Raw genomic sequence first — 13,853 nt, 5'->3', positions numbered from 1 at the left:
AAGCTTCTATCTGTGTAAATCATACGGATCGATAAATCGTCGTGCGAAAACTCAAGCCAGGCCTTCGTGCCCGCTGAATACGCTCATTGATTACAGCCAACCAGACCGGATAAAACGACCGGTCAAGATGGCTGCGAAGTTTATAACAACTACCTTGTTGCTATCTCGGATTAACTTAGTCGATTAACTTAGTCGGTTACAGCAACTTGTTAGCGGCAACTTAATGACGGAAATGGCGAATGCCAGTCAATAGCATGACGACGCCATGTTCATCGGCAGCATCAATCACTTCCTGGTCGCGCATCGAACCACCTGGCTGAATCACACAGGTGGCGCCAGCGTTAACAACAACATCGAGGCCATCACGGAACGGGAAGAACGCGTCTGAAGCAACCGCCGAGCCGACCAGCGACAACCCGCCGTTTTGGGCTTTGATCGATGCGATGCGTGCAGAATCGACCCGACTCATTTGACCAGCGCCAACACCCAGCGTCATGCCATTTCCACAAAAAACAATGGCGTTCGATTTAACGAACTTGGCAACGCGCCAGGCAAACATCAGGTCTTGCAACTGTTGAGGAGTCGGTTGTTTTTTGCTGGCTACCTTGATTTCTGCCAAGGTAACATTTTTTGCATCTGGTGCTTGCACCAGCAAGCCGCCACCGACACGCTTAATGTCATGGATATTACGTGCGTTACCGAGTGGAATTTCCAAAACGCGAACATTTTGTTTGGCAGCGAAAATTTGCTTGGCTTGATCCGTAAACGATGGCGCAATGACGACTTCAACAAATTGTTTGGCGACTGCTTCAGCCGCATTACCGTCGACCTGTTGATTAAACGCAATAATGCCGCCGAAAGCCGAGGTCGGATCGGTTTGCAATGCTTTACTGTAAGCCTCTAACGTGGACGTGCCAACCGCCACACCGCATGGATTCGCATGTTTTACGATGACACAAGCCGTTTCGTCGAAACTCTTTACACATTCCCACGCAGCATCGGCATCGGCGATGTTGTTGAAGGATAGTTCTTTTCCCTGCAATTGACGATAATTCGCCAGCGCGCCTTCAATCGGTTGAATGTCGCGATAAAACGCCGCTGATTGGTGTGGATTTTCACCATAACGCATTTCTTGTACTTTTTCGAAATGCAAATTGAGCGTGGTTGGATATGCGCTACGCGTCACGTGCTGCTTATCTTCACCAAGAGAAGTGAAGTAGTTGGTGATTGCGCCATCGTATTGGGCAGTGTGTGCGAAAACCTTCTTCGCCAACGTAAATTTGGTCTCATAAGTCGCCTCGCCCTCATTCGCCTTCAACTCGGTCAAGACCCTGGCGTAGTCGGTTGGATCGCACAGCACGATCACATCTTTATGATTTTTAGCGGACGAACGCAACATGGCGGGGCCGCCGATGTCGATGTTCTCAATCGCATCTTCCAATGTGCATTGGTCTTTTGCAATAGTTTGCTGAAAAGGATAGAGATTGACCACCACCATATCGATGAGCGGTATCTGATGCTCAGCCAATGCGCTGACATGCGCCGGGAAATCACGCCGGGCTAAAATGCCACCATGCACCTTAGGATGCAAGGTCTTCACGCGTCCGTCCAGCATTTCTGGAAAGCCGGTGTGATCTGCCACTTCGGTCACCTTGATACCGTTTTCAGCCAAAAGCTTGGCAGTGCCGCCGGTCGACAGAATATTTACACCCAATGCAATCAGCTCGCGGGAAAATTCGATAATGCCAGTCTTGTCGGAGACAGATATGAGGGCTTGCTTAATCATGGTGGGAACTCGGGAAATAATACGTTGCTAACAATAATGAACAAACAAAGCAGCATGTGTCGGCGTGATACCAGTGCGGGGCGATTTGCTAGTCACCAGCCATGCAGGGATGGCTGCTTGTACGCGGATATAAACGTTCGCGGCCCTGCGGCATCTGCCACACCTTTTTGTTTTGCTCGTTTCGAGATGAAAAAATTACAATAAACCGTGCTGCTGTAGTTTCTTACGCAATGTATTGCGATTAATTCCCAGCATCTCAGCCGCGTGCGACTGGTTTCCCTCGGCGCGCGCAATGACGGCTTCCAGCACCGGTTTTTCGACGGTGGAAATCACCATGTCATATACATTGGTCGGCGGTTGCTCGCCCAAATCCTTAAAATACTTCTCAAGGCTTTTCTTGACAACGTCCTGAATACTTTCTTTGCTCATTCTTCGCTTTGCTGTTTTAATTCTTAGAGGTTATTAACTTGACTAAAACACATAGCCAGCACGATCCGATCTTGGCTTCAATCTCGGTTTCGGCTTGCTTTAATCGATATTTTTGTCGTATTTTTGTGGTGTTTTTATCTTATCCAGGCCGCATTTTTCACAATACTGACGATGTTCGCATAGTCTTTTACTCAATGGTCACGCTGATCCAAGCACTTTTTTTCAAGCAGCCATCTGCGCTACTACACCGTATTGTAACCGCTCGCCATGCGCAAACTGCATTTCAAAAAAGCTATTTACCGCAGCAAGCTGTTGCTCGCAATCTTCCAGCAAATTCATACGCTGACGAAACTCTTCGCCACCCGCCAGATCACGAACGTACCAACCGATGTGTTTGCGCGCAGTCCGGACACCTAAATACGGGCCATAAAAACTATAATGCGCCCGTAAATGTTCGGCCATTAACTGCTGGACCTCGCTAACCAACGGCGCTGGCAAATACGTTCCCGTCCGCAAATAATGGTCAATCTCCCGAAATATCCATGGTCGCCCTTGCGCGGCGCGACCAATCATAATGGCATCAGCCTTGGTCATTTCCAATACCTGACGTGCCTTCTCAGGGGTCGTAATGTCACCATTTGCGACCACTGGAATCGACACCGCAGCCTTCACAGCCGCGATAGTGACGTACTCGGCATCGCCGCGATACGCATCGGCCCGGGTTCTTCCATGCAACGTTAACATGGCGATTCCACTCTCTTCAGCCAGGCGCGCGATATTCAGGGCGTTCTTATTAAGACGATCCCAGCCGGTGCGAAACTTTAATGTCACGGGCACATCAACCGCTGCCACTACCGCCTCCAAAATACGCACCACCAATTTTTCATCTTGCAATAAAGCCGACCCACACCAGCTGTTGCACACTTTTTTGACCGGGCAGCCCATATTGATATCAATCACCTGAGCGCCGTGATCAACGTTGTATTTGGCGCACTCCGCCATCATGACCGGGTCAGCACCGGCAATCTGAACTGCCCGAGGTGCCATCTCACCATCGTGATTGATGCGGCGTGAGGTTTTTTCAGTCTTCCATAGGCGCGGATTAGATGCTGCCATCTCGGAAACTGCATAGCCCGCCCCTAACTCTTTGCAAAGTTGTCGAAAAGGGCGATCTGTAACACCCGCCATCGGTGCTACAAAGATATTATTACGGAGCAGGTACGGGCCAATATTCACGGCAATGTAGGTCGCGCAAGATGAGCGTTAAACGTAGAAAGACCATATTTTATCGCGAATGAGAATAATCGCGCTAAATTGTGATGGTCGTCCTCCCTGCAAACCTGATTATTTCAATTATTGTGGTAATTCATTCCATCAGGCATCATTCTGACGGACCAGACTCAGAAGACGTATTGAGTACAGACGCAGCAGTGCGCCATCGCACGACATCTTTATATGCTGGACTGTCATAAGCCACAGTTGGTGTCGCCGAATTGCGCATATTTTGGCTCGCATGCTGCAACAACTCATCTAATCCAGTACCGTCAATCCCGTAAGTCGCCGCGCCGACCGAAAACCCCATGCGAATCGACCAATTATCTGCGACGACTGGCGACTCCTTGAAATAGGTAATAAACGCCATCATCAAATCTTCCGCCAACGCAGCATCTGCGCCGGGCAATACGTACAAAAATTCGGTACTACCCCATCGGCCTCCCTGATCTTTCTCCCGCATCTGGGACAGCGTCGCCTTGGCAAAAGAAGCCAGCATATTGTCGGCGGCGACCCATCCGTACAAAGCACTAAGCTTGTTAAAATCATGTAAACAGCAGTATATGATTGATAAAGCTTGGGTCGAATTGACCTTGGCGCTGAGGGCGGCATTGCGCTCAAACGCACGCGCGATTCTTTGCCGGTTCAATAATCCGGTCAAGCGATCCAGACGCGCATGTTGAGTAAGCAGAAAGGTGAGATGAGATTGCTTCCAGATCACTTCACAAATATGTGCAAGGCCCTGAAATGAAGCCATTCCAATATCATTAAAATAGCAAGAATCATCGGCATAAAACACAATCATGCCACGCATTTTGGACTTTTCTGCGCGCAAAGGAATCGCTAAAGCATTAGTCACCGAACAGTACTGTTGATTGTGCTGCCAAGGCGAAAATAATGCGTGAAATTCAGACTCTTGCGCGGCGTGCCAATCAACAACCTGGGTGTAAGGGGCAATAAAATCGAAACTATCTTTGGGCAAAGCCCATGTAGAAGATTCGGCCATAGACGGCCCCGTGAACGCGACCGGCACAATCATCGCCGCGGCATCGTCGGGACAAAACCCAATCCACACCAGACGCAATTTTTTTGTTGCCGATAAAATCACTTCACAAACGCGCTGCAAACTTTTGCGATCCCCGCTTCCTTGAGCGGACTCGCGCAATAATTGATGCAGCACGCCATTTAATTTTTGACGCTCGGTATGGAGACGCTCTGTAGAGAGACGCTCTGCATTGCGGCGCTCTGTATCAAGTAAGGCAACATTTGACGGCTGCAACAGGCTGTCATCCGCCGCCACGAGCGGTGCGCCGGGCGGACTAAGTCCAGATGCGCGGAGCACAGCAGCTGCGCGTTGCGCACAGGAGGAAAACAAACTGAATTTCATGCTAGCCCCGAATGTTTTATGGTGATCCCACTCGAGAAGATTAGCACAAACAATTGGTCTAATTGGCGGATATTACCGTGCGTACTAACCAACTTACGCATTGAGATGCTTGTCAGGAACAACCGAAAGAACGTCACATTTACATTTCATCATGCGGAACAACGAACCGATTGTTTGGCGATCAATGACTTAACGATCTATCTCATCCAGAGCAATGTTATTCAAATACCTTAAATGGCTGACATCGCCCCAGTCGACCAGTTTTAGTTGCGCGCCGGTCCATACAAGGCGATTGATACTGGCATTCAAAATATCGAACTTTCGCATCTCTCTCGTCGTCCTATTCTCAATATGGCGATAAATACAATCGAGAAATCCTCCGTGGCTGACGATAGCAATCCTACGGTGGCTGGTGTTGCCAAGTATCCGTTGCATTGCACCCATTGCGCGCTCCGAAAACTCGTTTAGCGTCTCAGCCACATTGACACCGGGCGGATAACGCACATCCAATTCCCGTGTATTCAATGCATTAAAAGCCTCCGGGTAGCGCTCTGCAATTTCAGGACGTCGCAATCCCTCCATCACGCCATAACAACGTTCCCTTAGGTCAGCATGAACGTCCAGCGTCAATCCATGCTGTGCTGCCAACGGTTGAGCAGTGTCGCGAGCGCGCTGCAAGTCACTCGAAAAAACAGCATCCAACGTCAACTCAGCCAAACAAGCGCTAAGTGCTTGCGCTTGGCGCTGACCTTCCGCATTAAGCGCAATATCGAGGTGCCCTTGTAGCCGCTTGTCTTTATTCCAGTCTGTTTCGCCGTGGCGAATCAATAAAATTTCTGTGGTCTGCATGCGCGCCTGTTGGAATCCGTACTACGTGGAATAGTGCTTCTGAATATCATGCAAAAAAAACCTGAAACACGCTCTCCAATTTATTACCTTTTGCTCACAACACGTTCGATCAGTCGCAGAAAATCAAGCAACCGTCACCGTCGGCGGCTTAATTTGCAGCCAAAACGTCACAGGGCCATCATTCGTCAGCGTCACTTTCATATCGGCACCGAATAAACCTGTCGCAACGTCCGCATGCCTGGTCGCGGCTTGGGTCACGAAATAACTGAACAAGCGCCGACCGTCATCCGGCGTTGCGGCGGGTGTAAAGGATGGGCGCGTTCCCGAGTTAGTATCCGCAGCCAAGGTGAATTGCGGCACTAACAACAATCCACCGGCAACGTCAATGACGCTGCGATTCATCTTGCCAGCAGCATCGGAAAATACGCGATAACCGAGTATTTTTGTCAGTAACGCATCGGCCTGTTTTTCCGTATCGCCTCGCTCAGCGCACACCAGCACCATGAGTCCGACATCAATCCTTCCGATAGTCACTGAATCGACCACCACGCTGGCATCACTTACGCGCTGAATGAGTCCGATCAAATTAAGCCGCCTTGCATTAAAAATTAATCAGGTTGTAAAACGCTCGCTTTACAACGCTGTGTAAGGATCGGACTTAGCGCAAAGTGACACGTGCAAATTTACGCTTTCCCACCTGAACTACGAGTGTACCGGCATCAACTTTCAATGCTTTATCACTAATCACCACGCCATCAATCCGCACCCCGCCTTGCTCCACCATGCGTAAAGCTTCAGAACTGGATGGACACAAATTGGCTTGCTTGAGTAACTGGCCAATACCCATCGGTGCGCCACTAATGCTGACTTCCGGGATATCGTCTGGAATTCCCCCTTTGGCCCGATTGTTGAAATCGGCAAGCGCGTCTTCTGCCGCTTGCTGGTTGTGAAAACGGGCTACGATTTCCTGGGCCAGTGCGACCTTGATATCACGCGGATTCTGACCGCCAGCAACTTGCGCCTTATATCCCGCGATATCGGCCAGCGATTTAAACGACAGCAACTCATAATAACGCCACATCATGACATCCGAAATACTCATGATTTTTGCGAACATGGTGTTGCCGGGTTCTGTAATGCCGATGTAATTTCCCTTGGATTTCGACATTTTTTCGATGCCATCCAAGCCTTCCAACAGCGGCATGGTGAGAATACATTGCGGCTCTTGTCCATAATCTTTTTGCAGTTCGCGCCCGACCAGCAGATTGAATTTTTGGTCAGTGCCACCTAATTCGAGATCGGATTCCAACGCAACAGAGTCGTAACCTTGCATCAAAGGGTAAAGCAGCTCGTGCACAGAAATCGGCGTACCAGCCTTATAGCGTTTGGTAAAGTCTTCTCGCTCCAGAATCCGGGCGACTGTGTATTTGGCCGATAACTGAATCATGCCGCGCGCGCCCAACTTATCGGACCACTCCGAGTTGTAGCGAATTTCGGTGCGCTCTCCGTCCAGCACCAGGCTGGCCTGGGCAAAATAACTCTTGGCGTTTTCTTCGATCTGTTCACGTGTCAATGGCGGACGCGTGATGTTGCGCCCTGATGGGTCACCGATCATCGAGGTAAAATCACCAATCAGGAAGATGACCTGATGACCCAGATCCTGCAACTGACGCATCTTGTTGAGAACGACGGTGTGACCAAGATGTAAATCCGGCGCGGTGGGATCGAGTCCGAGTTTAATCCGAAGAGGCTTACCCGTTTGCTCCGAGCGCTGCAATTTGCGTGCAAAATCCGCTTCAATCAGCAGCTCCTCCGTACCGCGTTTGGCGATAGCCAATGCTTCCTGTACCTTATCGGAAAGGATCAGTGTTTTGTTTTCGGGTGCTGCGTTCGCAGACAACGCAGGCGTGGTATTTGGGGATAAAGACATAGTTTATTTCTTGTGTGTAGCCTAGTAAGTTCTAAAATTTAGTGCATTAAGCTGGACGGCAAAGTTCAGCGACGAAACTCAATTACAAAGCGTAATAACAAAGCTCAAACAAAGCGAATACGAAGTTGACGCTCACAACGGCGCTCACGTCGGATAAAAGGTCCATGTAATACCTGAAAGAACTCGAAAAGTTAATTATTTGACATTTTTATTACTGGCAAATTGTGATCTGATATAATCCTCGATTCCCTAAAACCCCTGCCATAGTGTCTGTCAACACAAGAACATTAACGAGAATCGGTACAAACGGCAAATTTTAACGTATAGCTCCATGTCCTTTAAAGATAAATTCATGAACATTCGTCCCAGCTTAAAGCTGTTGACTGGTTCATCACGTAAAACCCGCATTGTTTCGGCTTCCGCCTTGTTTCTCGTCGTCTGCGCCTTCGGCGCTGCTGGAGTATCACCGATCACGCCAGAGAGTTCTGATATTCACGTCAGAGCCATCGCAGAAGAACTCAAGCTGCCAAGTCTACAGCAGCAAGTCACTGCGCTAGAATCCCAGGATCACCTCTACGTCGCCGAAGATAAAATGCGTGCGGGCGATACATTAGCCGCTCTGATGACCCGACTTGGCATTAACGACGCCGCCGCTGCAAATTTTATTAAATCCGATGCTATCGCTCGCAACATGTTACGCCTCAAGCCGGGCAGCATGGTACAGGCTCAAACCGATACTGAAGGCGATTTACAGTGGATGCGCGCTACCCGTACAGACGGAGATGCGCCTAAAAATCTGATAGTAACGCGCAACGGTGACAAATTTAGTGCCACAGAAGAAACCTCCAACTTAGAAAAACGCATTGAAATGCATTCTGGCGTCATCCGCTCATCACTATTTGCAGCGACCGATGATGCAGAAATTCCCGATACGGTTTCGGCCCAGATCATCGATATGTTCGGCACCAACATTAATTTTTCGTCCGACCTGAAGCGTGGTGATCGGTTTAACGTTGCCTACGAGACTTTTTGGCAAAACGGCCAGTTTGTGCGTGCTGGCCGCATACTCGCAGGCGAATTCGTCAACGGCGGGAAAACTTTTCAGGCAGTCTGGTTTGACGATGCCAAGAGCACGCAAGGCGGTGGCTATTATGGCTTTGACGGCTCGTCACTGAAGCAAGCATTTTTAAAATCTCCATTGGCGTTCACTCGTATTTCTTCAGGATTTTCCATGCGTACGCACCCGATTTTGGGTGGCTGGAAAATGCATAGCGGCGTCGATTTTGCGGCCCCAACCGGAACGCCTATCCATGCAGCAAGTGATGGCGTAGTTGATTTCGTCGGTGTGCAAAATGGCTACGGTAATGTGGTAATCCTTAAACATGCTGGCAATGTTTCCACCGTTTATGCGCACATGAGCCGCTTCGCAACAGGTTTCCGCCGTGGCAGCAAAATCAGTCAAGGCGACGTCGTCGGCTATGTTGGTATGACTGGATGGGCTACCGGACCACATTTGCATTACGAATACCGTGTCGCCGATAAACCACTCGATCCGATGACCGTCGTTGCGCCAACGATGCAAGCGCTCGCTGGTCCGAAGCTTCAACGTTTTCGCGCTGTAGCAAACGATATGTCACATCGCTTCGACCTGCTACAGCCAGATACGAAGACCGCACTCAATAAAATTGCCCCAATAGCGGCTAAATCCTGACGGTTGCAATAGTTTATTAAGCCTTCCGGCAACTCAAAAAGCCCGTTGATGGATCAGTCCTTGTAAAATCAGGTGGTCCAACAACGGGGTTTTTATGACTACGCACAACGCGAATACCACTTTATTCATTGGTCTGATGTCGGGCACTAGCCTGGATGGCATCGACGGTGTCATGGCGTCATTCCCGAACGATGTCGTCAACCAACATCGGGCAACAACGCTGGCGTCAGCCTATGTGCCTTTTTCTGCAGCGTTACGCAGGGAGTTAATGACGTTGCAACAAGCTGGCGACAATGAAATTGAGCGTGAATCGCTGGTCGCCAATACGTTAGCAACACACTGCGCTGCCTGCGTGGAACGCCTATTGATCGATGCTGGTCTGCGCGCCGATCAAGTGCGTGCTATTGGTGTGCACGGTCAAACTATCCGCCATCGACCAGAGTTGGGCTTTACCCGCCAAACCAACAATCCCTCACTATTGGCCGAACTTACCGGAATCGACGTGATTGCTGATTTTCGTAGCCGCGATATTGCCGCTGGCGGTCAAGGCGCGCCTTTGGTGCCAGCCTTCCACCAAGCCGTGTTTGCCAATCCTGCGGAAACCCGCGTGGTTGTCAACATTGGTGGCGTGGCGAATATCAGCATCCTGCGCCAACAAACCAAGGAGGGAGGAAACGCTCTCGATATCGGCTTTGACACCGGCCCTGGCAACGTATTAATGGATCTATGGGTAAAGCTGAACCAAGGCAAGGATTACGATGAAAATGGCGCGTGGGCGGCTGGCGGCACTGTAATCCCGTTACTCTTAAAAGCCTGTCTTGACGAGCCTTACTTTGCTCTGCCGCCACCGAAAAGTACCGGCCGCGACCTGTTTCATGAAGCTTGGTTAGCAGCAAAACTATCGCTATTCCCACAGTTTTCACCTGCGGATGTACAGGCTACGCTGGCCGCTCTAACCGCCTCAACTATCGCCGACGCAATTGCATTACACGCCCCCGACGTCAAGTTGGTCGTCGTTTGCGGAGGCGGTGCCTATAACCCTTATCTCATGCAGATGTTAGGCCGCGCACTGGGAAAACGTGGTTTAGTGGTCCAGGTAGAATCGACGGAAGCGCTCGGTATTGCACCGAATCACGTGGAAGCGTTAGCGTTCGCTTGGTTAGCCCAACGTTTTGATCTGCGACTACCTGGAAATCTCCCCGCTGTGACTGGTGCGGTCGGACCACGTATTTTGGGAGCACTGTATCCAGCGGGATAACGTACTCCAAACACCAACTGTAGAGTGACTGGGGCACATACAAAAAGACACTTAAGTTAATAACTTAAGTGTCTTTTGATTTCTTGACGACCAAAATGATTGCAAATTGGGCGATCAATCAGCCAGACATTTTCATGTAGCCGTTTTCCACACAATTCAACACTAAAACTAAGCTGAAAAGGACGATCCGCAACCGCAAGTAGTGGTCGCATTTGGATTTTTGATGACGAATTGCGCGCCTTCAAGATCGTCTTTGTAGTCAATTTCAGCACCAACCAAATATTGATAACTCATGGAGTCAATCAATAACTGGACGCCGTTCTTGCTCATGGTAGTGTCATCTTCATTGACGATTTCATCAAATGTGAAACCATATTGGAAGCCGGAGCAACCACCACCTTGCACAAAAACGCGCAATTTTAAATCTGGATTGCCCTCTTCCTCGATTAGTTGCGCCACTTTCGAGGCCGCACTATCAGAAAAAAGAATCGGGGATACAACGTCTTGGATTTCAGCGACAGCATTCATTTCTAGCTCCTGCGGGAACATACAATACGTCATTATAGACTTTTAGCAGCAATCATGCAGATTGTCGCATCGCCACCACTAAAGCCCGTTATTTACACTACTCTTTACGCATACCCGAATCTACTTATACGCTAAGTCACATTTTTTATGCGGCCTCTGTGCCATTCGGTAACTCGGGTATCGATAACGTTTGCGCAATCTGAGGCACTACGCGCGTTTCCAGCAACTTTAACGCTGGTTCAGTCACTTGATCATGCGTCAACTTTCCACTCACCAGTGCGCCGCTGTGCATTTCAAGCACTTTGTAACTTACATCTCCAGTTATGCGGGCTTTTGGCTGTAATTCAAGCAGCTCAGAAGAGTAAACGTTTCCAACTATCTCACCGTTGACCACCAGATGCGCAACCCGTATCTCGCCTTCTACTTTAGCCTTCTCTGAAATCACCAGCATCGAGCTTAAACCCTCTTCGGCCAGAATATTTCCTTTAATGTGCCCATCAATGCGCAGACCACCCTTGAAGTGCACATCGCCATGAATACTTGTCATTGCACCAATCAAACTATCGATTGTGCTTTTTGCTTTACGGTTAAACATGTGATTCCTCTGATGCCAACGGGTAGTAGTATATTTCCCAGAGCTACTATACTGCGCCATATTAACGGAGCGAACAATAGAAACAAGACCACGCTAAATATCTGCGGTTTGCTGAGCAAGAACCCTACCTCTTTGGCGTACTTTTGCTTGCAACGTTTTAACCACCGCGCCATCCGGGAGCGTTAATACACCGTCAACACGCTGATAATATTTGAAGTCGAGCTGAAAGCCCGCTTTCTCCACTGTATTCGTATTTTGCTCCGGAAAGGACAACACGACGCTCTTGCCGCGCACTGTTAAAGTCACAATTATCTAAACGTCGCCAATAAAATCCCGCCCTACTTTGCCACCTTGCATAATCAAAGCGCGGTAACGCAACTGTGTCGGCGACATTAACTGAAGACTCAAGCGCTGGATCGCAATACCATCTCCGCCAGTGGCTGTGGGTAGCAAGCCCTCGAAAAATGCCAAATCCTCTTTCAGTTTGGCATTATTCGCTTCCAGCGTTGCGATCTGCTTACTTAGCTGGACTTGCGTTGCCTGCGCAATATTCGACTGGCTCTCCGATGCATTTACAACGCTGGAAAAACGATCTCGCTCTGCGCTCAGCTCGACAACCTGTGATTTTAGTTCGGACACGGTACGCGTACTCTCGGCAGCGCTCATATGAGCGCCAGCAGATTTTCGACCGGATTCATAGACCCAAAACGTTAGCGCGACCGCTACTCCAATCATCACCACTAAAGAAACAATTTTCAACGGCCATGGAAAATGACTTTTGACACTCATTTTGGGCGCTGAAATCGACATCCGTCGTCGCCATAACGTCTTCTTCATCGCACCAAGACGAAAGATTTCCCGCGCTGATAATCCCCCGCCGTCATGGCATGACAGGAACGTGCATCAAACCGGTCGTCTCTTCCAGACCGAACATCAAATTCATACATTGAACGGCCTGACCAGATGACCCCTTCACCAGATTATCCTGAACCACAAGCACCACGACGGTATCGCCATCATTCGGACGATGCAATGCAATACGCAACATATTCGATCCGCGTGTGGAGCGCGTCTCGGGATGCGCACCAAAAGGCATCACATCAACGAAAGGCTCATCTTTGTAAGTATCTTCAAACAGCGCTTGCAACGCAACGTTATCGATTTTTTGATTCAGACGTGTGTATATCGTGGAGTGCATGCCACGAATCATAGGCACCAGATGCGGTGTGAACAGCAAGCCAACTTTATCTTTCGTTAGCTTGGACAACTGTTCCAGCGTCTCGGGTAAATGTCGATGACCCGATACACCGTAAGCTTTGAAATTGTCACTCGCCTCGGAGAATAACATTGCCACCTCCGCTTTACGACCAGCTCCCGAAACGCCTGATTTACAATCGGCAATGAGATTTGAAGCATCAATTACTCCGGCTTTTAGCAGCGGCGCGAGTCCCAACTGCATAGTCGTTGGATAGCAACCGGGATTGCCGACAATACGCGCCTCTTTAATCGCTGCACGATTCAACTCCGGCAAGCCGTAAACTGCTTCTCTCAGCAAATCAGGGCAGTTGTGCGATAGTTTGTACCATTTTTCAAATACTGCCGTGTCCTGCAACCGGAAATCTGCAGCCAGATCGATGACTTTAACGCCTGCTGCCAGCAACGCCGGCGCTTGCGCCATCGCGACGCCGTGCGGGGTTGCAAAGAATACGACATCGCATGCTTCCAGGTGGGCATTTTCAGGGCTTGAAAAGGACAACGCAATGCGGCCGCGCAAAGACGGATACATGTCAGCAATCGGCGTTCCATCCTCTTTTCGTGAGGTGACCGCCATAAGTTGCACTTGAGGATGGGTTGCTAACAAACGCAGCAACTCGACACCGGTATATCCAGTGCCACCAACAATTCCAACCTTAATCATTTTTTTGTCCTTGCATGAAAACAATACGGCAACATGAGTGCCAACCCGTTATAACATTTGATTGCACATTAATTCCAAATTATCACCCTCTATCTACGCGAGTAGCGCCGAAAGATTGGAATAACGCTGCATTTTAGCAGCCTCGTAGAAACAACTTTCCATAGACCGACATTTACCCTGTGAAATTAGG

The 13,853-nt window shown here is 49.4% G+C and carries 14 protein-coding genes; 2 read left to right on the top strand and 12 right to left on the bottom strand.

Annotation, left to right across the window (positions count from 1 at the left end; genetic code table 11):
- Positions 1-220: 220 nt before the first annotated feature.
- The 7 genes from purH to tyrS all read right to left on the bottom strand — a co-directional run bounded on the left by purH (position 221) and on the right by tyrS (position 7,653).
- Positions 221-1,786 carry a bifunctional phosphoribosylaminoimidazolecarboxamide formyltransferase/IMP cyclohydrolase gene (gene purH / locus ACXX82_RS12925; RefSeq protein ID WP_322235317.1) on the bottom strand — a complete coding sequence of 522 codons (1,566 nt, stop codon included), beginning with the start codon at positions 1,784-1,786 and terminating at the stop codon, positions 221-223.
- A gap of 195 nt (positions 1,787-1,981) precedes the next feature.
- Complete coding sequence (locus ACXX82_RS12920; protein ID WP_205322319.1) at positions 1,982-2,215, bottom strand: Fis family transcriptional regulator; 234 nt, start codon at positions 2,213-2,215, stop codon at positions 1,982-1,984.
- Positions 2,216-2,437: 222 nt separating this feature from the next.
- On the bottom strand, positions 2,438-3,451 hold the full coding sequence (gene dusB / locus ACXX82_RS12915) for a tRNA dihydrouridine synthase DusB (protein WP_458563053.1): 1,014 nt from the start codon (positions 3,449-3,451) through the stop codon (positions 2,438-2,440).
- 145 nt (positions 3,452-3,596) lie between these two features.
- Positions 3,597-4,874, bottom strand: a complete 1,278-nt coding sequence (locus ACXX82_RS12910; protein ID WP_458563052.1) for a GGDEF domain-containing protein — start codon at positions 4,872-4,874, stop codon at positions 3,597-3,599.
- A gap of 189 nt (positions 4,875-5,063) precedes the next feature.
- Positions 5,064-5,723, bottom strand: a complete 660-nt coding sequence (locus tag ACXX82_RS12905; RefSeq protein WP_458563051.1) for a histidine phosphatase family protein — start codon at positions 5,721-5,723, stop codon at positions 5,064-5,066.
- Between the two features lie 123 nt (positions 5,724-5,846).
- Positions 5,847-6,308: a D-aminoacyl-tRNA deacylase gene (gene dtd, locus ACXX82_RS12900; RefSeq protein ID WP_322235306.1), complete on the bottom strand. Its 462-nt coding sequence runs from the start codon at positions 6,306-6,308 to the stop codon at positions 5,847-5,849.
- Between the two features lie 73 nt (positions 6,309-6,381).
- Positions 6,382-7,653, bottom strand: a complete 1,272-nt coding sequence (gene tyrS, locus ACXX82_RS12895; protein WP_458563050.1) for a tyrosine--tRNA ligase — start codon at positions 7,651-7,653, stop codon at positions 6,382-6,384.
- Between the two features lie 352 nt (positions 7,654-8,005).
- On the opposite strand from tyrS, the gene ACXX82_RS12890 reads away from it, so the two are divergent.
- Positions 8,006-9,364: a M23 family metallopeptidase gene (locus ACXX82_RS12890; RefSeq protein WP_458563049.1), complete on the top strand. Its 1,359-nt coding sequence runs from the start codon at positions 8,006-8,008 to the stop codon at positions 9,362-9,364.
- Between the two features lie 94 nt (positions 9,365-9,458).
- Positions 9,459-10,622, top strand: a complete 1,164-nt coding sequence (locus ACXX82_RS12885) for an anhydro-N-acetylmuramic acid kinase (RefSeq protein WP_458563048.1) — start codon at positions 9,459-9,461, stop codon at positions 10,620-10,622.
- A 168-nt stretch (positions 10,623-10,790) separates the two neighbouring features.
- Here ACXX82_RS12885 and erpA read toward each other — a convergent pair whose 3' ends face one another.
- The 5 genes from erpA to argC form a co-directional block, all read right to left on the bottom strand.
- Positions 10,791-11,150 carry an iron-sulfur cluster insertion protein ErpA gene (gene erpA / locus ACXX82_RS12880; protein WP_322235297.1) on the bottom strand — a complete coding sequence of 120 codons (360 nt, stop codon included), beginning with the start codon at positions 11,148-11,150 and terminating at the stop codon, positions 10,791-10,793.
- A 145-nt stretch (positions 11,151-11,295) separates the two neighbouring features.
- The gene (locus tag ACXX82_RS12875; RefSeq protein ID WP_323505865.1) at positions 11,296-11,745 is read right to left on the bottom strand and encodes a bactofilin family protein; all 450 of its coding nucleotides are present in this window, start codon (positions 11,743-11,745) and stop codon (positions 11,296-11,298) included.
- Between the two features lie 93 nt (positions 11,746-11,838).
- Positions 11,839-12,051 carry a hypothetical protein gene (locus ACXX82_RS12870; RefSeq protein ID WP_458563047.1) on the bottom strand — a complete coding sequence of 71 codons (213 nt, stop codon included), beginning with the start codon at positions 12,049-12,051 and terminating at the stop codon, positions 11,839-11,841.
- Between the two features lie 6 nt (positions 12,052-12,057).
- Positions 12,058-12,534, bottom strand: a complete 477-nt coding sequence (locus ACXX82_RS12865; protein WP_458563046.1) for a DUF6776 family protein — start codon at positions 12,532-12,534, stop codon at positions 12,058-12,060.
- Between the two features lie 91 nt (positions 12,535-12,625).
- Positions 12,626-13,663 (bottom strand): N-acetyl-gamma-glutamyl-phosphate reductase, encoded by a 1,038-nt coding sequence (argC, locus tag ACXX82_RS12860; protein WP_322235288.1) that lies wholly within the window; start codon positions 13,661-13,663, stop codon positions 12,626-12,628.
- Positions 13,664-13,853 lie beyond the last annotated feature (190 nt).

This window comes from Glaciimonas sp. GNP009 (genome assembly GCF_054343755.1).
The sequence above is the reverse complement of the archived record's forward strand: the minus strand, read 5'-3'. Positions and strand labels throughout refer to the sequence as shown.